Here is a 26,381-nt window from a genome sequence, read left to right as displayed (position 1 = left end):
ACACATGCAACAGCAAAGCACAGAATCCGAAATCCTCTCGTTTTTTCAAGCAGAAGGTGACGTCCTCGCGCAGGAAACGGCTGTCATCGGCATGGTAATCCGCGAGATTGCCACCAAAGGACAGCATGTTAATAACAAGGCGATTATCCTCAAGCTTATTGAAAAACTGGAAACGACGTCCGATGTGGTTCAGTTGGATATCTACCGCCAGGCGTTGGAAGTGGTCGTAGGCCGTACGCCAGACGACGCATAAGAGAATCGTCAATTGCTAGCAGTGAATGATAGTTGCTAGCAATTGCGGTTTTACCGGTCAGATTTAGTGAAAACTTTCCAGCAGATATCGGAAGGCCTGCTGATAGATAGATTGAAGATGCTCATCACGGGTTGCCGTGCTGTGGGCTTGCAGCATAATTAACACATTCTTCTTTTCCAAAGGCTCGCCCGCTTCCAACAATGCAGATACCGCTCTGCCAATCACCGCATAGATCTCTGAAGGATAATCTTTATCTTTGCCCTGCACATCTCCTCCGTATCAGACTGGCCAGACTCAACATTTTATCATCAGATAAGGGTTCAAAAAACCCGGAATAAGCAGATACAGATACTTCCTATACGTGCCTTTATCATTATAGACATTCTGCGCAAACCGGGAATATTATTTACGGCACCCTCTTGAAAGTATTAATTATATTTAATTAATTGCCTGAAAAGTATTCCAGCGTTTCATGCCGATATTTCTCTGACCTGTTGCCTGCCAGTCAAAATTTGAACAACATTCGCATCCGAATAAAAAACCTCTATACTGGAACCGCTGTCAGACCATGGCACTCAACATCCTGACTATATAAAAACAATTTTATGGAATCCTCAATGCTGTCTACTCTTCTCTACCGCAGCCATATTTGTGATGATGTTCCGGTCAAAGCACTGAAGAACCTCTTATTAAAAGCCAATAAAAATAATGAATTAAACGAGGTTACCGGGATCCTGCTGTTTAACGGCACCCATTTCTTCCAGCTGCTGGAAGGCCCTGAACAGGCCGTTAAAACCATTTACGACCATATTTGCCTCGATAAACGTCACCATAATCTGGTCGAGTTGATGCGGGACTATGCCCCTTCCCGCCGCTTTGGCAATGCCGGAATGGAACTGTTCGATTTGCGCCTTCACGATCGCGATACGGTGCTGCAGGCGGTGTTGGATAAAGGGACCTCTAAGTATCAACTGACTTACGACGACCGCGCGTTACAGTTTCTGCGCTCTTTTGTCGAGGCGCGCGAAAGTGAAGAGTATTTTGAAATTCCGCCTGCTGTTAACTGGAAGTTTGTCAGCGATGCTGAGCCTGACGAAACTGATCGCCAGTTCCCTGAGCAGGGATACAGTTTTGCCTTCCAGCCGATCGTCGATCCACTGTCACAAAAGATCGTTTCACTTGAAGCGCTGATGCGTAATGCTTCCGGCCTGAGCCCGCTGGACTATTTCGACACCCTGTCTCGTAATGAACTTTACGAACTGGATATAAATTCTAAGAAAGTGGTCTTTGAACTGGCTAAAAAGATGGGCATCGAGGGACTGACGCTGTCAATTAACTTACTGCCGATGTCACTGGTTATGGTGCCCGATGCGGTAAATTTCCTGATCCAGCAGATCGATGCCAACGGCTTAGTGCCCGAGCAAATCGTGATTGAGGTGACCGAAAACGAAGTTATCTCGCGCCCGGACGAGTTTTCGCTGGCGATAAAACAGTTGAAAGCCGCAGGCTTTAATCTGGCCATTGATGACTTTGGTGCCGGATCCGCTGGTTTATTGCTGCTGGCCCGGTTCCAGCCGGACCGTGTCAAAATCGATCGCTACATTATTAATGATGTGCATAAAAGCGGCCCAAAACAGGCGATTGTGCATGCCATCATTAAGTGTTGTGAGTCGCTGAACATCGGGGTAATTGCGGAAGGTGTCGAACAGCCGGAAGAGTGGATGTGGCTGGAGTCCGCCGGGATCAGTCATTTCCAGGGCTTCCTGTTTGCTACCCCAAAACTTGAGGCAGTCCCTGCGGTGGCCTGGCCTGAACTGAACGAAGACGCGCTCTGATACGCTGTTTGTTACGGATTTTTCTGTGTGCGATCGCCAGCATGACATACACTCAGTGCTGGGTTTACTGCGCTTATAAGGAAAAATTATGTCTCAGACAGTTCATTTTCAGGGCAACCCGGTTGCCGTTGCAGGTCAGATCCCCGAGAAGGGCGAAGTCGCTAAGCCATTTACACTGGTCGCTAAAGACCTGTCGGAAGTCTCGCTGACTCAGTATGCCGGCAAGCGTAAAGTGCTTAACATCTTCCCAAGCGTCGATACCGGCGTTTGTGCCACTTCGGTACGCAAATTTAACCAGCTGGCAGGTGAAGTGAGCAACACGGTCGTGTTGTGCATTTCTGCCGACTTACCTTTTGCTCAGTCCCGCTTCTGCGGCTCTGAAGGCTTAAGCAACGTGGTCACCCTTTCCACGCTGCGTGGCAGTGATTTCAAACAGGATTATGGTGTGGCGATTGCTGATGGCCCGCTTAAAGGTCTGGCGGCGCGCGCAGTGGTGATTCTGGATGAGCAGGACAAGGTCATTTACAGCCAGTTGGTTAACGAGATTACCACCGAACCGGAATATGACGCCGCGCTTGCTGCCTTAAAATAATGGCAAACGTTGCGTGAAGGGAGTCCACCTCCCCTCGTCAGTGCGGCGAGTTAAAGCATGGCGGCGCGTTTCCGCCCTGCTTTTTTATTTACTCTCTGGATCGACTTTCTTTTGGCTCAGCCCGTATTCACGCAGTTTATTGGCAATCGCGGTGTGGGACACGCCCAGTCGTTTTGCCAGTTTGCGCGTGCTGGGATATGAGAGATAAAGCCGGGTTAAGATTGAACGCTCAAAGCGGCTGGTAATCTCATCCAGCGACCCTTCCATCACTTCCTCGCCTAACGGCATCTCCATGGCGAACTCCGGCAGGATGATATCCTGCGGGCGCAGTTCATGACCTTCAAGCTGAGTCAGCGCCCGATACAACGCATTCTTTAACTGGCGCACGTTCCCCGGCCAGGTATAACGGCTGAGGAACGCATTCAGCTGTGGCGCGAGTTTGGGTCTGGCCACGCCCTGCTCATCGGCAAACCGGGCCACGAACATTTCGGTCAACGGCAGAATATCCTGCGGTCGATCGCGCAGCGGTGGCAGGTTTAGCGTCAGAACATTGAGGCGGTAGAACAGATCTTCGCGGAACTCCCCGCGATGCACCATTTCGGTCAGATTCTTCTGCGTGGCACAGATCACCCGCACATCCACATGCACTTCATGTTCTTCGCCCACGCGGCGGAAGGTGCCGTCATTGAGGAAACGCAGCAGCTTGGTCTGCATCCTTGGGGTCATTTCGCCAATTTCATCCAGTAGCACGGAGCCGCCGCTGGCCTGTTCGAAGAAGCCCTTCTTGCCTTCCAGCGCGTTCGGATAGGCCCCGGCCGCATGGCCAAACAGTTCGCTTTCGGCCACATCGTCCGGCAACGAGGCGCAGTTCAGCGCCAGGAACGGCTTTTTGCCCCGCGCACTGCGCAGATGACAGGCACGGGCCAGCATATCTTTGCCGGTGCCGGTATCGCCGACAATCAGCAAGGGTGCATCAAGCATCGCCAGTTTGCGCGCCTGATCGACCACCTGACGCATTTTCGGCGTCACCGCGACGATGTGGTCAAATTCGCTGTCGTCATTCACCGCCAGGTTTTGCAACTGCTGGCCCATTCTGGCGGTGGATTTCAACATGACCACCGCACCCACCGGGTTAACCACCTCACCCGCGGCGTAAATCGGGGTGATCTCCATCAGGAAATCGCGCCCCTGAATCACCACATGGTGAGCCTGAGGTTCAATGCGCTCATTCTCCAGCCAGCGTTGAAAGTTGAAACCGGGGATCAATGCACCGGCGCCAAAATTACGCATCTTCTCTTCGTTGAGCGCAAACAATCCCTGTGCCGCCGGGTTCGCCAGCTCCACTTTGCTTTTCATATCGATAGAAAACACCGGTTCCGGCAGCGCGACCAGCAGCGCGCTGAGCGCACGATGTTCACGTTCCGAAGGAAGGAAGTTGACCGTTCTGACATCGGTTACGCTGGGAATACGGCGGATTTCTGCCATCAGCTGGCTGAACAATTCAAATTCAACCGGACTGAAGTTGAGGTAGATGCGCCCGATTGAGGCAATTTCAATTCCGCGCAAATCGATGTTTCGCTCCACCAGGAGATCGAGCAATTCGCGGGTAAGACCAAGTCGGTCCTGGCAAAAAACTTCCAGACGCATAAGGGGCAACCTTTCATTATTCGGGCTTTGTCTGATGATACTCTATCGGCGTGAGCGCCAGTAGTGGTCTGGAAGGAAAAGTTGACAGGGACTGTGCTGAATGCGCACCAACCCAGCAATAATCCGGGTTGGCGCGTAAACTTTCGACTATTTTTCGGGGGTTACTGGCCCTTTCTGCAGGGTTTCTTTCAGCTGGACAATCAGATCGCGACGGAAATCACCCAGACGGGGTTTGTCACCTTCAATCCACGGCAGCGGACGGCACAATTCCATGGTTTTGATCCCCAACCTGGCGGTCAGCAGCCCGGCACCAATCCCCTGCGCGGCACGGGCGGAAAAGCGCGCGGCCAGATCCTGAGACATCCAGTCCATCCCCACTTCCCGGACCAGTTCGGACGCACCGGCAAACGCGATATTCAGCAGCACCAGACGGAACAGGCGGATACGGCTAAAGTAGCCCAATTCAATGCCATAAATGGCGGCGATACGGTTCACCAGACGCAGGTTTCGCCAGGCGATAAACGCCATATCCACCAGCGCCAGCGGGCTGACGGCGATCATCAGGGTCGACTCAGCCGAACTGCGGCCAATTTCACGCCTGGCCTGACGATCTAACACCGGTTGAACCAGCTGGGCATACAGACCGACGATTTCGCGATCGTTGTGGGTTTCATGCAGCGAGGCATGCCAGCGTTGCAGCGCCGGATGTCCCTGATCCAGCCCCGCCTGTCTGGCCAGCTTTTCACAGAATGCCCGCCCTTTGCCCATGCCGTGACTGGTGAGTAATTCCCGCGCCACATCCCTTTCTTCCGCACGCTCACGCAGGCGATACAGGCGACGCCATTCGGCAATCAGTGAACCCGCGCCGGCAAACACTATTAACCCACCGGCGACACAGCCGCCCATCGCTATCCAGTCCTGCTGGAGCCAGGCATTGTGCGCCCACTGCACGCCCTGCGCGACCACGCTGATCCCCAGCACTGCCAGACCGGCCTTGACCATTTTGCGCCACAGACTGCGTTTTGGCCGCAGGGCCGCTTCAACCACGCGTTCACCTTCGCCCTCTTCGACAGGCTCAAGATCGGGATCTTCCGGGACGAAAACCGCATTCTGCTGCTCAAATGCCTGTGCCGCCTTCAGATTCGGCAGCGTTTCGGCTTCCAGTGGCTTAGCAAAATCAATTCGAGGTTTAATTGGCGTATTCATCGCAATTTATCTCCCAGTAAAAACTCCAGCGCGGCATCCATCCTGATGTGCGGCAGTGGACGATCCACATCCAAATCCTGTGGCCGGAATTGTTCAAAGTGAAAACCCTGTTGCTGCCAGAATGCATTGCCCGGCAGGCGTGGCGGCACTTCACCGGGATAGACGGTGAGCGGTTCGTTATCCGCCAGGCGATGACCGCGCAATGCCGGGATCTTCTCACCCTGATGATCCACTAACCCACTTTGGGTCGCCTGCACCGAGGCCAGGCCCATACAGTCCATGGTGATGCCTTCAAACGCCGCGTTCTGCCAGGCGTCCTGCACCAGCTGCTGCAGCAGTGACACCAGATTGGCGTGCTGATCCGCGGTGACGTGATCGGATTTGGTGGCGGCAAACAGCAGCTTATCGATTACCGGCGAGAACAGGCGGCGAAACAGCGTGCGCTGGCCGTAGGAGAAGCTCTGCATCAGCTGGGTCAACGCGAGGCGCATATCGTTAAACGCCTGCGGGCCACTGTTCAGCGGTTGCAGACAGTCGACCAGCACGATCTGGCGGTCGAATTTCAGGAAGTAGTTTTTATAGAAACCTTTGACCACATGCTGGCAATAGTAGTTAAAGCGCGCGCGCAGCATACCGATGTTGGTACTGGCATCCGCCTGCGCCAACCGGGCTTCATGACTCTCATCCAGCTGTGGCCACGGGAAGAACTGCAGCGCGGGCGCGCCGGCCATATCGCCGGGCAGCACAAAGCGACCGGGCTGAATAAAATGCAGGCCTTCCTGCTTACATTTCAGCAGGTATTCTGTCCAGGCCGCCGCAATTTCACCCAGCCGATTTTCATCAGCCGGTGCCAGCGGATCCAGACCTTGGCACAGGGTTTTCCAGCGTTCAGACCAGCTGGCGCGATCGCCCTGCAACAAACCGGTCATCTGCCGCGACCAGCCGAGGTAATCCTGGGCCAGCATCGGCAAATCCAGCAGCCACTCGCCGGGATAGTCGACAATTTCCAGATAGAGCGTTGAAGTATCTTTGAAATGCCGCAGCAGCGATTCTCGTGAGCGATAGCGCAGCGCCAGACGCATTTCGCTGACGCCGCGGGTTGGCGTTGGCCAGTCCGGCGGCGACGCATAAAGCTGGGAGAGACCTTCGTCGTAGGTGAAGCGCTGAATGCCCATATCACGCTGTGGCACGCGCTTAACGCCTAACAGTCGCTCTTCGCGAACGGCGGAAAACATCGGCAGGCGCGCGCCGGAATTGACGTTGAGGAGTTGATTAACCAGAGAGGTGATAAAAGCGGTTTTCCCGCTGCGGCTGAGGCCAGTGACAGCAAGGCGCAGGTGGCGATCCGCGCCCCGATTCACCAGCGACAGCAATTCATTTTGAAGTCGGTTCATTGTGGTGTCGGCACCTTTTATTGTTCTGTTTACAGCAGTATTCGGGACGGCAAGTGTAGCAAATTAAGGCAAGGTTTTAGACTTATTCCAACGGGCGGAAGCGCCACGCACCGCACGACGCAGTAAGGGTTCCAGTGCCCAGGCAAGGAAGATTTTCAGCGGACGGTGGGCGACAGATTTAACTGCCCAACCGGCCAGACCGCCTGGTCCATAAGTCAGTGCGCTAATCAGCACAAATTTCCCCACCCTCTTGAACGCGGGCGCGGCGTTACTTTTTACAGATGATTGCCAGTTACGCATAAATGTACTCCTGAAAAGAAGAGAAAGGCCCGCGAACGAGCCCGCTCAGAGGGATTATAGCTGACGAAAACGGCTGCGGACGCTGAAGGTTTCCGAGGTAACGTAACGCTCCATGTTCCTCAGGCTGGCTTCGCCGCCGTTGAGCTCGGCGCCCAGTTGATCCAGCAGCTGGTGCGCAGTTGGTGCTCTTTCGCCATTTCTGTCCAGTTCATCTGGCATCTCATCCAGCAAAAACGCCAGGCCAAAATAGGCGATCAGGGTGAAGAAAAACAGGCCAAAGAACATCGACAGCACCACAATCACCCGCACCAGACGTACCGGGATATCCAGATATTCGGCCACGCCGGCGCAAACGCCCTTCACTTTGCCGCGAGCAGGAATGCGGTAAAGCTTTTTGCCCTTAATGGTTACGCCGCTCATGGCTGCCTCCAGTTCGGGTGCTCTGCATCCAGAATTTCTTCCAGCGCCTGCACACGCTCACGCATCCGTTTAGCATCCTGAGTTAACTGCCTCAGACGCTGCAGTTCACCTTGTGACAGCTCAGCGCCGTTGTTCTGACGGTTGCTGTAATGAAGCCATAACCAGATCGGTGCCACAAACAGCACGAAAATCGTCAGGGGTATGGCCAGAAATAACGCGCTCATTCATTCTCCTTGAAATATCGACCTGAACATTTTCAGGAACGGGCATCCAGCCAGGGATGCCGGGCACAGGCATTACTCACTGCGGTTCATTTTGGCTTTTAACGCCGCCAGCTGCTCACTGATTTCATCATCGGCGTGCAGGTCAGCAAATTCCTGATCCAACGTTTTCTTTTTACCAAAGCTCTGGCTTTCGGCTTCGGCTTCCATATGATCGATACGGCGTTCAAAGGATTCGAAACGGGCCATCGCTTCATCAATTTTACCGCTGTCCAGCTGACGACGCACGTCACGTGAAGAAGAAGCGGCCTGATGACGTAAGGTCAGGGCCTGCTGACGGGCGCGGGTTTCGGTGAGTTTTTTCTCCAGCTCGCCAATTTCGCCTTTCATACGGGTCAGCGTCTCTTCAACCTGCTCAGCTTCACGCTTCAGTGACACAATCAGCTCGGTCAGCTTCTGTTTTTCGATCAGTGCCGCACGGGCCAGATCGTCTTTCTCTTTACGCAGCGCCAGCTCGGCTTTGTCCTGCCATTCGGTCTGCTGGGCTTCAGCCTGGTCGATACGACGCACCAGCTGTTTCTTTTCTGCCAGCGCACGGGCGGAGGTCGAGCGCACTTCGACCAGCGTGTCTTCCATTTCCTGAATCATCAGGCGTACCAGCTTTTGCGGATCCTCTGCTTTCTCCAGCAGCGAATTGATATTGGCGTTCACGATATCGGCAAAGCGAGAAAAAATACCCATAATCAAAGTCCTCGGTAGTGTCTTATTGAATGTGCGCAGTGATCTGCGTCGACGCTATTACCTATTCAAATCGCGTGCCAACTTTTATCTTATTGATTTATGGGCATTCTCAGTGTTTACAGGCTGATGCCAATTGGTTAATGTGGTGTAAATAACTAACATCTGGTGAATTTAATGAGCGAAAATAACGAGACGTTGCTCGGCGAGTCAAATAACTTCCTTGAAGTGCTTGAGCAGGTTTCCCGTCTGGCGCCGTTGAACAAGCCGGTGTTGGTCATTGGCGAGCGGGGAACCGGGAAAGAGCTGATCGCCAGCCGTTTGCATTACCTGTCCGACCGCTGGCAGGGGCCGTTTATCTCCCTTAACTGTGCGGCGCTGAATGAAAACCTGCTCGATTCGGAGCTGTTCGGCCATGAAGCCGGCGCCTTTACCGGCGCGCAAAAGCGCCATCTGGGCCGCTTCGAACGTGCTGATGGCGGCACCCTATTCCTTGATGAGCTGGCCACCGCACCGATGCTGGTGCAGGAAAAACTGCTGCGAGTGATTGAGTACGGGCATTTGGAGCGCGTTGGCGGCAGTCAGCCGCTGCAGGTGAGCGTGCGGCTGGTCTGTGCCACCAATGATGATTTGCCGCTGCTGGCGCAGGAGGGGAAATTCCGTGCCGACCTGCTCGATCGCCTGGCGTTTGATGTGGTTCAGTTGCCGCCATTGCGCGAACGCCGCAGCGATATTCTGGTGATGGCCGAGCATTTTGCTATTCAGATGTGCCGCGAGCTTGGCCTGCCGCTGTTCCCCGGCTTTTCGGCGCAAGCAAAGCAGATCCTGCTGGACTACGGCTGGCCGGGAAACGTCCGCGAGTTAAAGAATGTGGTTGAGCGCTCGGTCTATCGCCATAGCGAAGTCGATCAGGAGCTGGACAGCATCATTATTAACCCTTTTAAGCGCCAGCAGCCTGCCAGGGAAACTGAAGTGGCTGAAGCTGGCAGCCTGCCGGATTTACCTCTGGATCTGCGCCGCTGGCAGAATCAGCAGGAGAAAGATCTGCTGGATAAAAGCCTGGCTCAGGCCCGCTATAACCAGCGTCGCGCGGCGGAATTACTGGGCGTTACCTATCACCAGCTGCGCGCGATGATGAAAAAGCACGGCATCAACGTCGATAAGTAAGCTCTGACGGCAGACAAAAAAAAGCCCGCTCGAGGCGGGCTAAAAAATACTGGAAGCAATGTGAGCAATGTCGTGCTCTTCTTCGGTAGAGCCACCGTCGAAGTGCAGGAGAATAATAATCATTCGCAGTATCAACTGTAAAGCACTTTGTTGAGAATATTTCTCATTACCATAGCAACATTGGGCGTATTCTGAACACCCCTGAACAGTGCAGGGAAACCTTTTATTCCCTTTTTGCCGGAAAAAACGTCAGTTATCCCGGCAAACTTTGGGGCAGACCGGAGAGTGCGGTACACTCTGACTATTGCCTGATTTTTCAGATGACTTATGCGCACATTATTCTCCACGCTTCTGCTGGGGCTGAGCCTGTTCAGTGCCTCAACCTGGTCCGCTTCGCCCGGCGATATTCGTCAGAGCGGTTTTGTCTATTGCGTCAACGGCGCGGTCACCACCTTTAACCCACAGTTAGCCAGCGGCGGCCTGGTGGTTGATACGCTGGCGGCCCAGCTGTATGACCGTCTGCTGGATGTTGACCCCTATACCTACCGGCTGATCCCGGAACTGGCGCAAAGCTGGGAAGTGCTGGATAACGGCGCCACCTACCGTTTTCATCTGCGGGACAATGTCCATTTCCAGAAAACAGCCTGGTTCTCCCCTACCCGCACGCTGAATGCCGACGATGTGGTGTTCAGCTTCCAGCGCATTTTTGACCGCCAGTCGCCGTGGCATAACGTCAATGGCGGCAGCTATCCCTATTTCGACAGCCTGCAGTTCGCCGATGCCGTGCAAAGCGTGAAGAAGCTGGATAAAAATACCGTTGAGATCCGCCTGCACAACCCGGATGCCTCATTCCTCTGGCATATCGCCACCCATTATGCGCCGGTGCTTTCCGCCGAATATGCCGATCGCTTGACCAAGGAAGATCGCCAGGAACAGATGGATCGCCAGCCGGTCGGCACCGGTCCATTTATGTTAAGCAGCTATCGCACCGGGCAATATATCCGTCTGGCGCGTAATCCGGAGTACTGGAAAGGCCTGCCGCGCATGCCGCAGGTGGTGATTGATATGGGCGCTGGCGGTACGGGTCGCCTGTCGAAGTTACTGACCGGCGAGTGCGACGTGCTGGCCTATCCTGCCGCCAGCCAGATTTCGATTCTGCGCGACGATCCGCGTCTGCGTCTGACCTTGCGTCCGGGGATGAATATTGCCTATCTGGCGTTTAACACCCGCAAAGCGCCGCTGGATCGCGTTGAGGTGCGTCAGGCGCTGGCGCTGGCGATCAACAACGAACGTCTGATGGAATCCATTTATTACGGCACGGCGGAAACCGCGGCATCTATTCTGCCGCGCGCGTCCTGGGCTTACGATAATGAAGCCAGAGTGACCGAATATAATCCGAAAAAAGCCCGTGAAGAGCTAAAGGCGCTGGGCGTCACCGATCTGCATCTGAATTTATGGGTGCCGTCAGCATCCCAGTCGTGGAATCCCAGCCCGTTAAAAACGGCTGAGCTGATTCAGGCCGATCTGGCGCAAATCGGCGTCACGGTAACCATCGTCTCGGTTGAAGGCCGGTTCCAGGAAGCGCGCCTGATGCAGATGAATCATGACCTGACGCTGACGGGCTGGTCGACGGACAGTAACGACCCGGACAGCTTCTTCCGTCCGCTGTTAAGCTGCGCGGCGATCGGCTCGCAGACCAACTATGCTCACTGGTGCGACCCGGCCTTTGACGAGGTGCTGCATAAGGCGTTGCTTTCTCAGCAGCTGGCTTCGCGCATTGACTATTACGATCAGGCACAACGCATGCTTGCCCAGTCGCTGCCGGTGCTGCCTCTGGCCTATTCCCTTCGCCTGCAGGCCTATCGCCACGATATTCAGGGCCTGGTGTTGAGCCCGTTCGGTAACGCGTCGTTTGCCGGCGTGCACCGTGATAAAGGCGAGGAGAAATAACCATGGTGATTTATACGCTGCGACGCCTGGTGCTGTGGCTGGTTACCCTGTTTATGCTGACGTTGGTAGGTTTCAGCCTCAGTTACTTTACGCCGCATGCGCCTTTACAAGGGGCCTCGCTCTCAGACGCCTTCTTCTTCTGGTACAAAGGCCTGTTCCAGCTGGATTTTGGCGTTTCCAGCATTAACGGCGAGCCAATTGGTCAGCAGATCCGCGAGGTGTTTCCCGCCACGCTGGAGCTGTGCATTATGGCTTTCGCGCTGGCGATGTTTATTGGTATTCCGCTGGGAATTGCTGCTGGCGTGATGCGCAATAAATGGCAGGATAAAACCATCAGCGCGCTGGCGTTGCTGGGTTTTTCGATGCCGGTATTCTGGCTGGCGCTGCTACTGACGCTGTTCTTCTCGCTGAACCTCGGCTGGCTGCCGGTTTCTGGCCGCTTTGACCTGCTGTACCCGGTGAAGAATGTCACCGGCTTCGCGCTGATTGATGCGTGGATCAGTCCTTCGCCGTGGCGCCATGAGATGCTGGTCAGTGCGCTGATGCACCTGATTTTGCCGGTCACCGCCCTCGCCGTCGCGCCGACCACGGAAGTAGTGCGTCTGCTGCGCATCAGTACCCGCGAAGTGATGGAGCAGAACTATATTAAGGCGGCTGCCACCCGCGGCCTGTCACGGTTTACCATCATTCGCCGCCACGTGCTGCATAACGCTCTGCCACCGGTGATCCCACGCCTGGGCCTGCAGTTTTCCACCATGTTAACGCTGGCGATGATTACCGAAGTGGTGTTCAGCTGGCCGGGACTTGGTCGCTGGCTGGTGGATGCCATTCGTCAGCAGGATTACGCCGCGATTTCGGCCGGGGTGATGATGGTGGGCGGTCTGGTGATCACGGTAAACGTGCTGGCCGATATTCTGGGTGCCGCGTTGACGCCGCTGAAGCATAAGGAATGGAACGCCGTCCGCTAGGCGCAATCGCAGGGCAGCTTGAAAAATCGCCTGACTGCGCCAGACTTTAGGCATCGATTAAAGGAGGTCAGTCATGCCCTACGATTCACGAAGTGCCTTACCCGACAGCGTTCAGCATGTGCTTCCTGCTCATGCCCAGGACATTTATATGGCCGCATTTAACAGTGCCTGGGATGAGTATAAAGATAAAAAAGACCGCAAGGATGACAGCTCGCGGGAAGAAGTGGCCCATAAAGTGGCCTGGGCGGCGGTTAAGCATCAGTACGAAAAAGGCGACGATGATAAGTGGCATAAAAAGTCATCGTAATCAGAAGGCCTTAACGCTGGAAATCCTGATGCGGCTTGCTGAAAATTCTCACGCATTATGCTGACCTGAACCGCCGCCCGGCGGTTTATTTTTTTGTGCCCGACCACACCCAGTGCTGAATTTCCGGCAGGTCTTCGCCATATTCGCGCACGTAATGATGGTGTTTCTGCAGACGTTGCTGCAGATCGTCAACGGCCTGTGGATGACGGTCGGCCACTCCCGGAACATGGCGGATGGCCGACAGCGCCAGGTGATAACGATCCAGCTCATTCAGCACCGTCATATCAAATGGCGTGGTGGTGGTCCCCTCTTCATTAAATCCATGCACGTGGAAGTTATGATGATTGTTACGCTGATAGGTCAGTCGGTGAACCAGGTTGGGATAACCATGGAAAGCGAAAACGACCGGCTTATCGCGGGTGAACAGCGCATCAAACTCCGTCTCAGATTTGCCATGAGGATGTTGCTGCTGGGTTTGCAATGCCAGCAGGTCGACCACATTAACCACGCGGACGCGTAATTCCGGCAAAATCTCACCTAACAGGTCGACTGCCGCCAGCGTTTCCAGCGTTGGCACATCGCCGGCACAGGCCATCACCACATCAGGTTCGCCCTCACTGCTCGCCCAACGCCACTCACTCATACCGGCTTCGCAATGGGCAATCGCAGCTGGCATATCCAGCCATTGCGGTGAAGGCTGCTTGCCGGCCACGATCACATTAATGCGATCCCAGGTGCGCAGACAGTGATCGCCTACCCACAGCAGCGTGTTGGCATCCGGCGGCAGGTAAATCCGCACGATGTCGGCTTTCTTATTGGCAACATGATCGATAAAGCCGGGATCCTGATGGCTGTAACCGTTGTGGTCCTGCCGCCAGACGTGTGAAGAAAGCAGATAATTCAGCGACGACACCGGCTTGCGCCACCCCAGTTTGCGCGTCACCTTCAGCCATTTCGCGTGCTGGTTGAACATCGAATCTACGATATGAATAAACGCTTCGTAGCAGTTAAACAGGCCGTGACGGCCCGTCAGAAGATAGCCCTCCAACCAGCCCTGACACTGATGTTCGCTGAGGATCTCCATCACTCTGCCATCGCGGGCTAACTGCTCATCATATGTCTTCAGCGGCGCCATCCAGCTGCGGCTGGTGGCGTCGAATACCGGGGTGAGCCGGTTCGATGCGGTTTCATCCGGACCAAAAAGACGGAAATTATCAGGATTGCGGTGGAATATCTCCGCGAGATAATGACCCAACTGTTCCGTAGCGCCGCCGGTTGTGCTGCCTGGCTGACCGGTCTCCAGCGCGAACGCATGGATATCGGGTGCGCTCAGCTCGCGACGAAGGCGACCGCCGTTGGCATAAGGTGACGACCCCATCCGTTTATTCGCCGCAGGCACCAGCGCGCGGAGTTCAGCTATCAGTGAGCCATTATCGTCAAACAGTTCCTGCGGCTGATAACTGCGCATCCAGTTCTCTAAAATTTCCCGATGCGCGTCGTTTTCCCGACAGGCCGAGACCGGCACCTGATGCGCACGCCAGAAATCCTCGACCTTTTTGCCATCTACCTCTTTTGGCCCGGTCCAGCCTTTCGGGCTGCGAAACACAATCATTGGCCATCGTGGAACAGTCTCTGAGCCATTACCCGAACGGGCCTGCTGCTGGATATCGGCAATTTTGGAGAAAGCCGAATCCAGTGCCGATGCCATTTGCTGATGCATGTCGGCAGGTTCGTGCCCCGAGACAAACAGCGGCGCGTAGCCATAGCCGCTAAACAGCTGCGTGAGGTCCTCGTCACTGCTGCGCCCGAGAATGGTCGGGCTGGCAATTTTATAGCCATTTAGATGCAGGATGGGCAGTACTGCGCCATCACGCTGGGCATTGAGAAATTTTATACCGTGCCAGCTTGAGGCGAGCGGCCCGGTTTCCGCTTCACCGTCACCAATCACACAAGGCACAATCAGCTCGGGATGATCGAATGCGGCGCCAAAGGCATGGGATAAAGAATACCCCAGCTCGCCCCCTTCATTGATTGAACCCGGCGTTTCCGGTGCTGCATGACTGGGTATGCCGCCGGGAAATGAAAACTGTTTGAACAGTCGGTGCATACCCGCTTCGTCTTCGCTGACGTCGGGATAAATTTCACTGTAACTGCCTTCCAGCCAGGTATTTGCCACCATCGCGGGGCCGCCGTGCCCCGGCCCACAGATAAACAGCAGATCCCGATCGCGCTGACGGATAATGCGGTTCAAATGGGCGTAAATAAAATTCAGGCCGGGCGTGGTTCCCCAGTGCCCAAGCAGGCGGGGCTTGATGTGCTCTGGCAAAAGAGGATTGCGTAATAACGGATTACCCATCAGGTAAATCTGCCCCACCGAAAGATAGTTTGCAGCGCGCCAGTATTTATCCAGCAGCGCCAGTTCGTGGGTCACGGTTTCTTCTGCCATCATTTTTTCTCCCGATAGTTAGCCTTCAACTAACCGTACTCGAGGATCACCGATCGCGCGAACCAGCGGACCGGTAGTGGCTGGGATCGGATGGACGCGTCGTGGCGGGTGAAGCGGTCACCCTTAGGGTATTAACGTTAGCCCACGTTGTAGCAGCAGTTAACACACCCAAATCTCATTCAGATATTTTGACAAACAGAAGCAAATAACCCGCCTTTCGCAAAATAATCATCAGGAGTATCATTCTTCACATCGAGGAAGAACGCCTCATTATGAATAAAACAAACTCAGGAAACGATCATGAAATCAGTCAAAAATTTAGTTGCGATTATTGCCCTCTCTACACTTTCTTTCGGTAGCTTTGCGCAAAGCATCACCGCTTCAGCCTCCTCTCTGGATGGTGCAGAAGCACAAATCGCCGCCCAGGCACAGGAACTCGGTGCAAAATATAAAATCACCGAAGCAAGCTCTAACAATTACGTGCACATGACTGCAGAGCTGATTAAATAATAAAACGCTTCGGGTCGCCCGTCCGGCGGCCCTGATAGCGTTAAATTCTGCCCGCACAGTGACTTCGGAAGGAATACCTGTCTATGTTCAGCAAACTACTCAGCAGCATTTTCAAACGCGGGAATGAAAATTCCACGGAAATGCATTTCGATACTACTCAGCAACAGGAAAATACGATGTCTAATCACTTTCTGGACCTGGCAAAACAACGCCGGACTATTTATGCACTGGGTAAAGACATGCCTGTCGCGGATGAAGAAGCGATCGATACGATTAAAGAGGCGGTGAAACAGGCCCCTTCTGCCTTTAACTCCCAAAGTTCCCGTATCGTTATCCTGCTGGGAAAAGAGCATAACCGTTTCTGGGAAATCACCCGTGAGCAGCTGAGAAAAATCGTGCCGGCGGATCACTTTGCGGGAACCTCTGCCAAAGTCGATGGCTTTGCCGCTGCAGCAGGCTCGGTACTGTTCTTCGAAGATCAGGACGTGGTGAAAACGCTTCAGGAGCAGTTTGCTTCTTATGCTGATAATTTCCCGGTCTGGTCTGAACACAGCACCGGCATTGCACAGTACGCCGTATGGCTGGCACTGGCCGAAAAAGGCATTGGCGCTAACCTGCAGCACTACAATCCCCTGATAGACAGCGATGTGAAGACTGCCTGGCAGATCCCTGAGTCGTGGAAATTGAGGGCACACATGAACTTTGGCTCAATTGAAGCGCCAGCAGGCGAAAAAACCTACATTGATGACGACCAGCGCTTCATCATTGCAAAGTAAAACCTCTTCAGGCCGCCGCCAGGCGGCTTGTTATTAACGGCCCTCTATTCTCAACAATTCATTTCTCCTGTTGTTCTTCCTGCCTGATTTATCTTTTTCACTGTCATCATTAACGTGTAGGTAATTAGCGTTTACGCTAAAGTCACTCACTGATTTTCATCCGGGCGCCCACTATGCCAGCAGTTATTTCCACAGAATCCTTCAACAGCATCGTTCATTTTGTGACGGCGGCAAACTCCAACAGCTTTACCGAAGCCGCTGAACAGCTGGGGGTGTCGAAATCGGCAATTGGGAAAAGTATTCAGCGCCTTGAACATAATCTGGGTACCGCGCTGTTCCACCGTACCACCCGAAAAATCAGCCTGACGACGGAAGGTGAAGCCTATCTCGCCAGTTGCCAGAGCGCGCTGGAAACGCTGCAAATGGCCGAGATGGCATTGCGCTCTAAGCTGACGGAACCCACGGGCACGGTGAGGATTGATTTGCCGGCGGCATTTGGCCGATCGGTAATGATGCCGATTTTGATGGATATGACAAAACGCTATCCCCACCTGAAGCTGACGATCATCTTTAATGACCGCATCATCGACCCACTGGATATTGGCTTCGATCTCGCGATTCGTTTTGGCGCAGTAAAAGACACCACCGATCTTATCGCCCGCAAGCTGAACGACCAGCAGCTGATCATTTGCGCGTCTCCTGACTATCTGTCGGCTTACGGCAAGCCGGAGACACTGGACGATCTCAATCATCATCGCTGTGTGCTCGCCTGGCGCGGTGGTGCACCGCTCAGCTGGTTGATTCGTGATAGTGAGGGGAAAGATGTCAGACTTAAGCCCACACCTTTTCATCAAATAAGTGATGGCGATGCGATGATCGATGCCTGCATTGCCGGCGCGGGCCTGATTCAGTTTCCGCAAGCATTGTTGCGGCCTCATATACAAAGCGGCAAGTTAGTGCCGATACTTTCGGCCTGCAATCCCGCCCCCACCGAGCTGAATGTGATCTGGCCACGCGCCCGTCATTTACTGCCCGGCGTGCGCTTTATCATTGATGAGCTTATCGCGTTAGCCGGACAAAAGGCCTTCGCGTGATTGTAGAATTTAATTCTACACTCTGTGCCCTTTCAGCCTGTTTATCCACTTCCACGTTCGGCGTAGGATTTCTTCAACGTCAGGTGTTCTGACAGTTCATCTACTTTTGAAGGGGTCTAACCATGCCAGTAGTTAATATTCAGATGTTCGACGGTCGTGATGATGCCAAACCGGCTATCGCTAAAGCGGTGACCGACGCTATCGCCACCCATGCCAACGTTGATCCACAGTATGTCTACGTCATTTTCAACGACGTCACCACCGACAACTGGGCAATTTCAGGTGAGATTTTTGCTGAGACGCTGAAAAAATCGGGCTGAGATGCAGCCATGCCGGCCGTTATGTCTTTGTCCGTAACGGCCTGTGCCACTTCAGTGCGCACTCCCCGCTTTCTCCGTTGTACTTCCGCCTCCTCCCCGATCTCTGGAGATCTTCATGAAAAATGAAATTACCTGCGTATTCCACCTGGCCGTCAATGACGGACAATTTCCGGCGTTTAAAGAGTTAGTTTCCCGTGTGGTCGAAGCCACCAGCAAAGAGCCCGGCACCCTCAGCTATGTTTACAGCGTCAGCGACGACCAGAAAACGGCCCACATTGTTGAGCGTTATCGCCAGCAGGATGTGGTAAGCCATGTCGACATCACGTTCGCGCCTTTCGCCGAAGCCTTCCTCTCTTTGGTCACCATCACCGGCCTGACGGTTTACGGTGAGCCGGATGATGAAATTCGTGCACGATTGAACCCATTCGGTGCCGTGTATATGAAACCCTTCGATGGCTTTACCCGCTAAACTCCTTCAACAGACCAAAAAAGACACTGCTATGAAACTGTATGTTTACGATCACTGCCCGTTCTGCGTGCGTTCACGCATGATTTTTGGCTTAAAAGACGTTGCCTGTGAAATCGTTACGCTGCCAAATGATGATGAAGCCACGCCAACGCGACTCATTGGGAAAAAAATGCTGCCAGTGCTGGTCACCGAGAGCAAGGAGGCGATTGGTGAGAGTCTGGATATCGTTAACTATATTGATGCCACCTACGGTTCGCCGATGCTAACTGGATCTGAAAACTCAGCGATAGAAGGCTGGATGGATGACGCTTCGACACGCATTTATCAACTGGCGGTCCCGCGCTGGGCGAGTTCAGATTTTGAAGAGTTTCGTCAAGCGCCAGCAAGGCAGTATTTTACCGCTAAGAAAGAAGCTGTTTTTGGCCCGTTCCCGTCTTTACTTGAACAAACCGATTCGCTGGTTGCGGAAATGAATGAGAAACTTGCCGCGCTGGAAACGTTAATATCAGTGACGAAGCGTGACAGTGAGACATTATCACTGACCGATATTCGCCTTTTCCCCCTGCTGCGTTCATTATCCATCGTCAAGGGAATGCACTGGCCGCCACGGGTTGATGCCTGGCGCAGAGAGATTGCCCTGCGATCTCAGGTCAATCTCAACGACGATATCGCTATATAATGCCGGTCTGCGGGTGACGAAGAGTTAACGTCGCCCGGAACCAAAGCGATCGGCGGCGAAATCGAGAAAACTCCGTACGTCAGGCATAAGTCGGCAATCCGCTGCATGCAGAATATGCATTGGACGAGTTGGTATTTTGAAATCGCAAGAGAGTGTAAAAATGTTTAATGTCGAATATTCGCTATTGCCTGAAAGCACACAGTTTATCTGGCCAGATTCGGGGAAACGAATTGATGTGGCGAAAGGACTGGATTACATCCTGTCCGGCATTACCGCCGAGACGTCGCTCACCGCCTGGCATCTTGAAATGATGATTTACCGAACCGAAGAGATTATTGAATCTGATTCGACAATCCAACCGATTCACGGTGCGGCGATCAGCCACGGTCCTTTATTACGGGCCATCTGTGACAGCTATCTTGCGGGCGAATCCCCCGCCACGCCGGAGCCTATTGAAGCGGCATTTACTAAACTGGCCGATGAACTTTCCTACCATCCGCTGTCATTATCGACGGATGCACTACAGGTGCTGGCAGGGTTGGTATTTATCCGTGAGATAACACACCACCTGGCTATTACGGGCATCCACTACGCATGACTTTCAGGCATAAAAAAACCGGTTACTCCCAGCAGGGGTAACCGGTAACAGGTCTAAGCAGCGGTTATTTTAGGGGCGATCATTACCTCAAAAGACGGGCTGATATCAGTAATGGATAACGGTGCGGATAGATTTACCTTCGTGCATCAGATCGAATGCATCGTTGATGTCATCCAGACCCATGGTATGCGTGACAAACGGCTCAAGCTCAATATCCCCTTTCATCGCGTCTTCAACCATTCCAGGCAACTGACTGCGGCCTTTAACGCCACCGAACGCCGAGCCTTTCCACTGACGACCGGTTACCAACTGGAACGGACGCGTGGAGATCTCTTTACCTGCACCGGCGACGCCAATAATGATGGACTGACCCCAACCACGGTGTGAAGACTCAAGCGCGGCACGCATCACGTTCACATTGCCAATACATTCAAATGAGTGATCAACACCCCAGCCGGTCATTTCAATAATGACTTCCTGAATGGGCTTGTCGAAATCGTTTGGGTTAATGCAGTCGGTCGCGCCGAATTGTTTAGCCAGCTCAAACTTGCCTGGGTTGGTGTCGATAGCAATGATGCGACCCGCTTTCGCCTGACGCGCGCCCTGAATCGCTGCAAGGCCGATACCGCCCAGGCCAAAGATTGCTACCGAATCGCCTGCCTGCACTTTAGCCGTATTGTGAACCGCACCAATACCGGTGGTCACGCCACAACCCAACAGGCAAACGTGCTCGTGATTGGCTTCCGGATTGATCTTCGCCAGCGAGACTTCAGCGACCACGGTGTACTCGCTGAATGTTGAACAGCCCATATAGTGATAGATAGGCTGGCCGTTATAGGAGAAACGCGTGGTGCCATCTGGCATCAGGCCTTTGCCCTGGGTGGCACGAACGGCGGTGCACAGATTGGTTTTGCCGGATTTACAGAACAGGCACTCGCCACATTCAGCGGTGTACAGCGGGATGACGTGATCGCCTGGCTTAACGCTGGTGACCCCTTCACCCACTTCAACCACCACACCCGCACCTTCATGGCCCAACACCGCAGGGAATACCCCTTCAGGATCGTCGCCAGACAAGGTGAAGGCATCGGTATGACACACGCCGGTGTGGCTGATTTTCACCAGCACTTCGCCAGCACGCGGCGGCTCAACATCGAGCTCAACAATTTCTAAAGGCTTGCCTGGACCAAACGCAACCGCAGCACGGGATTTCATATATTGCACTCCACATAAATAGGGTTAGAGGAAGCGGAGGGAGAGATCGTGAGTCTCAGTTTCACCGCTCTCTGCAGGGATGAATGATTCATCATGGGGAAGAGTATAGATCGCATACCCCTATGGGGTATATAGACCCAGGGTATTAAATAGTGCTTAATGCATTAATTTATTGTTATAAAACGAATTTAAATGTCGCTAAAGGATCATGACGATATTTTGGCGGGTGCTTCTGATATTTGGCTGACTGAGCAGATGCGCAGTTTTTTGGACATAAAGCAGCCTGTGGGTGGGCTGCCGGCATCGAGATGACTGAACATACTAACAGGACGTTATTTGAAGTAGGATTTGACCAGCTTGACCAGCTCACCGATATCTTCACCCGCCTCGCTGTCAGGCTTCAACTTCCCGGCAAACTCTTCTTTTATATAGCTTTCGAGGATTTCAGTCATCAGGCCATTCATCGCGCCTCTGACTGCTGCCATTTGCATCAGTACCGGGGCACAATCCGCACCCGCTTCCAGCGAACGCTGTATCCCTTCGCATTGCCCCTGAATCCTTTTTATTCTGTTTAGCGCGCGTTTCTTATCTTCGGGGGAGTGTGGCATACATCCTCATATAGGGTACCGGGGTATATTATGACATGACGTTATAACTGATATCGGCTAAAACTGACAGGATAAATTATTCCCCCAGAAAGACCTTAACGCCTTCAGTGATGGACGTTAGCGGACAGTTTGCCAGAGGGGAACGGCTTCACCAATACCCACGCCCTCAACCTTCAGGTTTTCAATGCATCAATGACTATTCTTAATGCCGGTGACACATTCCGATGCGGGTAATAGAGGAATGAACCTTCCAGGCGTTGGCTGTAACGCTGTAACACTCTGACCAATCTCCCCCGCTGCAGATCATCGGATACCAGTTCCTCTGGAACATAAGCCAATCCAAGACCACGCCTGGCGGCTTCGGCCTCCATATAACTGTCAGAAAAGGCCCATTGTCCCTGAGGCCGGTGGGTGATTTTTTCTGCCTGCTGGTTAAGTTCCCATGCATACACACTGCCGTCGGCAAGCTGGTAGGCAATACAGGGATGGGCCACTAAATCCTCAGGAGTTTGTGGAAAACCATAACGACGAAAATGTTCAGGTGTAGCAACAATCGCCATCTCCATATCGGGCGTAATCCGTACCGCGATCATGCCTTGTCCGACTTCAGGGCCAAGGCGTATGCCAGCATCGAATCTCTCCGCAATGATATCGACAAACCGGCTTTCGCTGATCAGTTCCAGCCGGATATCCGGATAACGTTGTTGAAAAACCGCCAGCTTGGGCAGGAGGACTTTATCTATGGCATGCTGGCTGGCATTAATACGCACGGTGCCAGAAGGCGTCTGACGATAATGTGCCAGTGTGGCCAGTCCACTATTCAGAGCATCGAATCCGGTCTCCGCCGTCTTGTAGAGCTGCTCACCGGCCTGGGTCAGCGATAGCCTGCGTGTGGTACGGACCAAAAGTTGTACCCCTAACCTTTCCTCAAGCTCGCGGACAGAACGGCTAATGCCAGACTGAGCGAGCCCAAGCCGCTGCGCTGCGGCAGTAAAACTGCCTTCCCGCACCACCTGCATAAACAGGTAAAGCTCATTGTAGTTTTCCCGTTTGGCCATCACCGTCTCCGTGCATCTCGATCTATACCAATAGAGTATGAATCCTAGCACTCTTCACCGTCTAATCAGCACTATTTACGCTAAGTATAATCCCCCTTTCGAGCTCAAATGCAGCGCCTTCCCTTGCGGAAACTGCATTCACACCGTGTTTTTCAAGGGGAGTCTTTTATGAAAATTTTCACCCGTAAAGTCACAGCTGTCATACCCGCATTACTGCTATGCACGTCATTAAGTGGAGTTACAACAATGAGTCACGCTGAATCAACCAATCCAAATGCGCCCGTGTCGATGGTGGCGAAATGGGACAAAACCTTTGTTGAAAGCAGTAAGGTCGAACATCGTAAGGTGACCTTCCCAACCCGTTACGGGATAACTCTGGTCGGCGATCTGTATATTCCTAAAGATCGTGGAGACCGCAAGCTTGCAGCAATTGCGGTCAGCGGTCCCTTTGGCGCAGTTAAAGAGCAATCCAGCGGTTTATACGCGCAGACACTGGCAGAAGATGGGTTTGTTACCCTGGCCTTTGATCCCTCCTATACCGGGGAAAGCGGCGGCTCGCCACGCAATGTTGCCTCTCCGGATATCAATACCGAAGACTTTAGTGCTGCGGTAGATTTCCTTGGTTTACAAAAAGAGGTCGATCGCAACCGCATCGGTATTCTCGGCATCTGCGGCTGGGGAGGTATGGCGCTGAATGCAGCAGCAATGGATACCCGCGTCAAAGCGGTCGCGACCAGCGTTATGTACGACATGAGCCGCGCCATGGGCCATGGTGTTGGCGACGGAAAAGACCGCTATTCAACGGCCGACCGCCGTGCGGTATTACACTATCTGAACGAGCAGCGTTGGAAGGATGCAGAAAGCGGCAAAACCGCCTATGCGGGTCATGATATTTACGTTGATGAGAGCGGGAAAGTAACGACTTCCGAACGTATTCTACCGGAAACCTTACCCGCAAATCCCAATCCGGTGTTGAAAGAGTTCTTCGATTATTACCGTATGCCGCGCGGGTTCCATCCGCGTTCGGTTAACTCTGCCGGTGCCTGGACAGCCACAACGCCCTTATCGTTTATGAATATGCCATTGCTGAGCTATGCCAATGAAATCACGATTCCAACGTTAATTGTTACCGGTGAAAAAGCCCATTCACGCTATTTTGCGGAAGATGCCTTTAAGGCGGTTGGCAGCAAAGATAAAGAACTGGTGATTGTCCCAGGCGCTAACCATGTCGATTTATACGACAACGTTGCCGGTAAGATACCTTTCACCCGCTTTGATACGTTCTTTAAAACCCGCTTACGTTAACCTCCCGAGAATGATTGGTTTATAAAACCGCCTGTCAGCGACAGGCGGTTTCTCATTCGGGACTGATATTTAGAGAAGTTAATACTATGTCGATAGTTAAAACATCCCTTAACCCGCAGCGTGCAAACTGGAATGGTATTTTTGCGATGACCCTCTGCGCTTTCGTCCTGGTTGCTTCTGAATTTTTGCCGGTCAGCCTGCTCACGCCGGTTGCCAACGATTTAGACGTCACCGAAGGGCTGGCTGGGCTTGGAATCGCCATCTCCGGCGCACTGGCGGTATTGACCAGTCTGACAATTTCTGACATTGCCGCCAATATTAACCGCAAACACCTTCTGCTGGGGATGACGGTATTAATGGCCATATCGGGGATGATCATCGCGCAGGCTTCCAGCTATCTGGTCTATATGTCAGGACGTGCGCTGATTGGTATTGCCATCGGTGGATTCTGGTCTCTGTCTGCGGCAACGGCCATTCGTCTGGTGCCCTCGCATCGGGTATCCCATGCGCTGGCTATTTTTAATGGCGGCAATGCGCTGGCGACTGTCGTGGCAGCCCCGTTGGGGAGCTATCTTGGCGCAACCATCGGGTGGCGCGGCGCCTTCATCTGCATTGTCCCTGTTGCGCTGGTCGCCTTCATCTGGCAATGGTTGAGTCTGCCAGATATGCCCGGTAATAAGACGAATCAACCTCGCGGGAGGGTTTTTCGGCTATTAAGCCGTCCTGTTGTTTTAATTGGCATGCTGGCGTGTGGTTTATTTTTTATGGGGCAGTTTACCTTATTTACCTATGTGCGCCCGTTTCTGGAAACCGTCACTCAGGTAAACCCGTCCGGCTTATCACTGATTTTGCTTATTATCGGTGTTTCAGGTTTGGTTGGGACGTTAATCGTTTCCCTCTTTCTCAACGCGCGGTTTTACCCGACGCTCATGGCCATCCCTTTTCTTATGGCCATTATCGCCGGGCTGTTAATGCTAGCGGGTCACAACGTCTGGTTGGTTGCGCCGCTATTAGGGCTTTGGGGAATGCTTGCAACTGCCGCACCAACGGGATGGTGGACATGGATTGCACGGACGCTGCCGGAGAATGCCGAGGCAGGCGGCGGTCTGATGGTGGCCGTCGTACAGCTGTCGATCGCCCTGGGGTCAACGGCTGGCGGGATGGTGTTTGATCATCTGGGCTGGCTGAGCGCGTTTGGACTGAGCGGTCTGTTGCTGCTTAGTGCGGTTGTCCTGACATTGTTCACCTCTCGATCTCAATAAAACGCCGGGGTTTCACACTGCCCCGCAACTTCTCCTGAAGCCACGCCGCCATTTTCCCGCGAAGAGTAAATGCAGTTTGACGGATGACGTTTTCATTTTCTTTAACGAAATATTTATACGGAGACGATACATTTATTTAATCACGGGAATGTTTTACTTTTTTCAGATGAGTGCCACAATAGACATACGACATAAGTAGCACGCTATTATAAAGTGCACTATGTAGTTAAGCGATAACCCTTATCATTTGTAATGACAGCACCAGGGAATACCTACACTACAACCCCAAACACATAAAATTGCCTCCGCAGAATAGCATCAGCCGCGAACGTAAAATTGACGTATTAACAACGTCATAACCGGCGTCACAATGCGAGAGGCATCAGGAATACCTTTATGAGAAACCAACTTATAGAACGGCCGGTGGCCGTAAAGCATAACATTCGTGAACTCAGGATCGCCGCCGGCTTCTCTCAGCAAACTGCCGCAGAGCGTTTCGATCTCAGCCTGCGCGTCTGGCAGATGAAAGAGACGGGAAAGAATCCAACCCCGCTCAGCCAGGGAGAATACGAATTGCTATTGTTACTGGCCGGAGAGCATCCTAATTTTGCCCTTTTGTCTCAAAAGAAAAAATAAGCCGTTCTGCTCACAGGGTTCCTGAGGCTTGTAATGTTGTATTGAACCCTATCCAAAATTAAAGTCCATTTCCCGCCCCTTATCCGCGCCTCAGCAATTCATTAGGCTGATAATGAATGATTGTTTCTCACTAATAGCGCGCGCAACGTCGCAAAGGCCCGAAAAATAAAACCATAACACCCTGAAAAACAATACTAAAAATTAATTTGGCTTTATTTTTACCTCCAGTAAATTTAGTCGTTTATTCACCTGTCAATTCTCTGTTCGCCACCTATAATACAATTTTTCTGATTGACCGGGGAGGATGAATAAACCTCTGAAGCATCCACTAAAAGATAAAAATTAGCGTATCTACACCTGCAAAGATTGATGTTAATGGATAAAAAATAACTAAAAAAATTGCCTAA

At 53.0% G+C, this 26,381-nt stretch carries 29 protein-coding genes; 17 read left to right on the top strand and 12 right to left on the bottom strand.

Annotation, left to right across the window (positions count from 1 at the left end):
- Window positions 1-4 precede the first annotated feature (4 nt).
- Window positions 5-253: a biofilm/acid-resistance regulator YmgB/AriR gene (locus tag ACXKZG_RS11010; RefSeq protein ID WP_053142932.1), complete on the top strand. Its 249-nt coding sequence runs from the start codon at window positions 5-7 to the stop codon at window positions 251-253.
- A 63-nt stretch (window positions 254-316) separates the two neighbouring features.
- On the opposite strand, the gene ACXKZG_RS11005 is transcribed toward ACXKZG_RS11010, so the two are convergent.
- Entirely contained in the window at window positions 317-520 is a 204-nt protein-coding gene (locus ACXKZG_RS11005; protein ID WP_134824222.1) for a hypothetical protein, read from the bottom strand.
- Between the two features lie 350 nt (window positions 521-870).
- Here ACXKZG_RS11005 and ACXKZG_RS11000 point away from each other — a divergent pair, with 350 nt between their 5' ends.
- Entirely contained in the window at window positions 871-2,088 is a 1,218-nt protein-coding gene (locus ACXKZG_RS11000; protein ID WP_488876186.1) for a diguanylate phosphodiesterase, read from the top strand.
- Window positions 2,089-2,176: 88 nt separating this feature from the next.
- Window positions 2,177-2,680 carry a thiol peroxidase gene (gene tpx, locus ACXKZG_RS10995; protein ID WP_105759709.1) on the top strand — a complete coding sequence of 168 codons (504 nt, stop codon included), beginning with the start codon at window positions 2,177-2,179 and terminating at the stop codon, window positions 2,678-2,680.
- An 84-nt stretch (window positions 2,681-2,764) separates the two neighbouring features.
- On the opposite strand, the gene tyrR is transcribed toward tpx, so the two are convergent.
- The 7 genes from tyrR to pspA form a co-directional block, all read right to left on the bottom strand.
- A complete protein-coding gene (gene tyrR / locus ACXKZG_RS10990; protein ID WP_134824224.1) occupies window positions 2,765-4,327 on the bottom strand; it encodes a transcriptional regulator TyrR in 1,563 nt (520 codons plus the stop codon).
- A gap of 147 nt (window positions 4,328-4,474) precedes the next feature.
- Complete coding sequence (locus ACXKZG_RS10985) at window positions 4,475-5,533, bottom strand: YcjF family protein (protein ID WP_206401014.1); 1,059 nt, start codon at window positions 5,531-5,533, stop codon at window positions 4,475-4,477.
- Entirely contained in the window at window positions 5,530-6,927 is a 1,398-nt protein-coding gene (locus tag ACXKZG_RS10980; protein WP_134824226.1) for a YcjX family GTP-binding protein, read from the bottom strand. Before ACXKZG_RS10980 ends, ACXKZG_RS10985 begins: the two co-directional genes overlap by 4 nt.
- 63 nt (window positions 6,928-6,990) lie before the next feature.
- Window positions 6,991-7,227 carry a phage shock protein PspD gene (gene pspD, locus ACXKZG_RS10975; RefSeq protein ID WP_013202322.1) on the bottom strand — a complete coding sequence of 79 codons (237 nt, stop codon included), beginning with the start codon at window positions 7,225-7,227 and terminating at the stop codon, window positions 6,991-6,993.
- Between the two features lie 54 nt (window positions 7,228-7,281).
- On the bottom strand, window positions 7,282-7,647 hold the full coding sequence (gene pspC, locus ACXKZG_RS10970; RefSeq protein WP_013202323.1) for an envelope stress response membrane protein PspC: 366 nt from the start codon (window positions 7,645-7,647) through the stop codon (window positions 7,282-7,284).
- Complete coding sequence (pspB, locus tag ACXKZG_RS10965; RefSeq protein WP_488876185.1) at window positions 7,644-7,871, bottom strand: envelope stress response membrane protein PspB; 228 nt, start codon at window positions 7,869-7,871, stop codon at window positions 7,644-7,646. The genes pspC and pspB overlap by 4 nt, the downstream gene beginning before the upstream one ends.
- Window positions 7,872-7,943: 72 nt before the next feature.
- Window positions 7,944-8,609, bottom strand: coding sequence for a phage shock protein PspA (pspA, locus tag ACXKZG_RS10960; protein ID WP_013202325.1), 666 nt, complete (start codon window positions 8,607-8,609; stop codon window positions 7,944-7,946).
- A 174-nt stretch (window positions 8,610-8,783) separates the two neighbouring features.
- Here pspA and pspF point away from each other — a divergent pair, with 174 nt between their 5' ends.
- The 4 genes from pspF (at window position 8,784) to chaB (ending at window position 12,998) form a co-directional block, all read left to right on the top strand.
- Window positions 8,784-9,773 carry a phage shock protein operon transcriptional activator gene (gene pspF / locus ACXKZG_RS10955; RefSeq protein WP_488876184.1) on the top strand — a complete coding sequence of 330 codons (990 nt, stop codon included), beginning with the start codon at window positions 8,784-8,786 and terminating at the stop codon, window positions 9,771-9,773.
- A 327-nt stretch (window positions 9,774-10,100) separates the two neighbouring features.
- Complete coding sequence (sapA, locus tag ACXKZG_RS10950) at window positions 10,101-11,723, top strand: ABC transporter substrate-binding protein SapA (RefSeq protein WP_134824230.1); 1,623 nt, start codon at window positions 10,101-10,103, stop codon at window positions 11,721-11,723.
- A 2-nt stretch (window positions 11,724-11,725) separates the two neighbouring features.
- Entirely contained in the window at window positions 11,726-12,691 is a 966-nt protein-coding gene (gene sapB, locus ACXKZG_RS10945; protein WP_013202328.1) for a putrescine export ABC transporter permease SapB, read from the top strand.
- Between the two features lie 73 nt (window positions 12,692-12,764).
- Window positions 12,765-12,998 (top strand): putative cation transport regulator ChaB, encoded by a 234-nt coding sequence (gene chaB / locus ACXKZG_RS10940; protein WP_013202329.1) that lies wholly within the window; start codon window positions 12,765-12,767, stop codon window positions 12,996-12,998.
- Between the two features lie 85 nt (window positions 12,999-13,083).
- Here the strand turns inward: chaB and ACXKZG_RS10935 are convergent, their stop codons facing one another.
- Window positions 13,084-15,447, bottom strand: coding sequence for a phosphoketolase family protein (locus tag ACXKZG_RS10935; protein WP_488876183.1), 2,364 nt, complete (start codon window positions 15,445-15,447; stop codon window positions 13,084-13,086).
- A 297-nt stretch (window positions 15,448-15,744) separates the two neighbouring features.
- On the opposite strand from ACXKZG_RS10935, the gene ACXKZG_RS10930 reads away from it, so the two are divergent.
- The 7 genes from ACXKZG_RS10930 to ACXKZG_RS10900 all read left to right on the top strand — a co-directional run bounded on the left by ACXKZG_RS10930 (window position 15,745) and on the right by ACXKZG_RS10900 (window position 19,890).
- On the top strand, window positions 15,745-15,954 hold the full coding sequence (locus tag ACXKZG_RS10930; protein ID WP_105759713.1) for a YdgH/BhsA/McbA-like domain containing protein: 210 nt from the start codon (window positions 15,745-15,747) through the stop codon (window positions 15,952-15,954).
- 176 nt (window positions 15,955-16,130) lie between these two features.
- Window positions 16,131-16,730: a nitroreductase family protein gene (locus ACXKZG_RS10925; RefSeq protein ID WP_041692323.1), complete on the top strand. Its 600-nt coding sequence runs from the start codon at window positions 16,131-16,133 to the stop codon at window positions 16,728-16,730.
- 173 nt (window positions 16,731-16,903) lie between these two features.
- Window positions 16,904-17,824: a LysR family transcriptional regulator gene (locus ACXKZG_RS10920; protein ID WP_488876182.1), complete on the top strand. Its 921-nt coding sequence runs from the start codon at window positions 16,904-16,906 to the stop codon at window positions 17,822-17,824.
- Between the two features lie 122 nt (window positions 17,825-17,946).
- A complete protein-coding gene (locus tag ACXKZG_RS10915) occupies window positions 17,947-18,144 on the top strand; it encodes a tautomerase family protein (protein ID WP_013202334.1) in 198 nt (65 codons plus the stop codon).
- 115 nt (window positions 18,145-18,259) lie between these two features.
- Complete coding sequence (locus tag ACXKZG_RS10910) at window positions 18,260-18,613, top strand: putative quinol monooxygenase (protein WP_134824235.1); 354 nt, start codon at window positions 18,260-18,262, stop codon at window positions 18,611-18,613.
- Window positions 18,597-19,292 (top strand): glutaredoxin 2, encoded by a 696-nt coding sequence (gene grxB, locus ACXKZG_RS10905; RefSeq protein WP_488876181.1) that lies wholly within the window; start codon window positions 18,597-18,599, stop codon window positions 19,290-19,292. Before ACXKZG_RS10910 ends, grxB begins: the two co-directional genes overlap by 17 nt.
- Window positions 19,293-19,452: 160 nt before the next feature.
- Complete coding sequence (locus ACXKZG_RS10900) at window positions 19,453-19,890, top strand: hypothetical protein (RefSeq protein WP_167738415.1); 438 nt, start codon at window positions 19,453-19,455, stop codon at window positions 19,888-19,890.
- Window positions 19,891-19,995: 105 nt separating this feature from the next.
- Here the strand turns inward: ACXKZG_RS10900 and ACXKZG_RS10895 are convergent, their stop codons facing one another.
- The 3 genes from ACXKZG_RS10895 to ACXKZG_RS10885 all read right to left on the bottom strand — a co-directional run bounded on the left by ACXKZG_RS10895 (window position 19,996) and on the right by ACXKZG_RS10885 (window position 22,771).
- Complete coding sequence (locus ACXKZG_RS10895; RefSeq protein ID WP_134824237.1) at window positions 19,996-21,105, bottom strand: S-(hydroxymethyl)glutathione dehydrogenase/class III alcohol dehydrogenase; 1,110 nt, start codon at window positions 21,103-21,105, stop codon at window positions 19,996-19,998.
- Between the two features lie 332 nt (window positions 21,106-21,437).
- Window positions 21,438-21,713: a metal/formaldehyde-sensitive transcriptional repressor gene (locus ACXKZG_RS10890; protein ID WP_013202339.1), complete on the bottom strand. Its 276-nt coding sequence runs from the start codon at window positions 21,711-21,713 to the stop codon at window positions 21,438-21,440.
- A 173-nt stretch (window positions 21,714-21,886) separates the two neighbouring features.
- Complete coding sequence (locus tag ACXKZG_RS10885) at window positions 21,887-22,771, bottom strand: LysR family transcriptional regulator (protein ID WP_488876180.1); 885 nt, start codon at window positions 22,769-22,771, stop codon at window positions 21,887-21,889.
- A gap of 168 nt (window positions 22,772-22,939) precedes the next feature.
- On the opposite strand from ACXKZG_RS10885, the gene ACXKZG_RS10880 reads away from it, so the two are divergent.
- The 3 genes from ACXKZG_RS10880 (at window position 22,940) to ACXKZG_RS10870 (ending at window position 25,974) form a co-directional block, all read left to right on the top strand.
- Window positions 22,940-24,076, top strand: coding sequence for an alpha/beta hydrolase (locus tag ACXKZG_RS10880; protein WP_134824239.1), 1,137 nt, complete (start codon window positions 22,940-22,942; stop codon window positions 24,074-24,076).
- Between the two features lie 86 nt (window positions 24,077-24,162).
- Entirely contained in the window at window positions 24,163-25,338 is a 1,176-nt protein-coding gene (locus ACXKZG_RS10875) for an MFS transporter (RefSeq protein ID WP_488876179.1), read from the top strand.
- 396 nt (window positions 25,339-25,734) lie between these two features.
- Window positions 25,735-25,974, top strand: a complete 240-nt coding sequence (locus ACXKZG_RS10870) for a hypothetical protein (RefSeq protein WP_013202343.1) — start codon at window positions 25,735-25,737, stop codon at window positions 25,972-25,974.
- Window positions 25,975-26,381 lie beyond the last annotated feature (407 nt).

Source organism: Erwinia sp. 2186, assembly GCF_057812255.1.
Note: the sequence above shows the minus strand (reverse complement) of the source record. Positions and strands in the feature narration are given on the sequence as shown.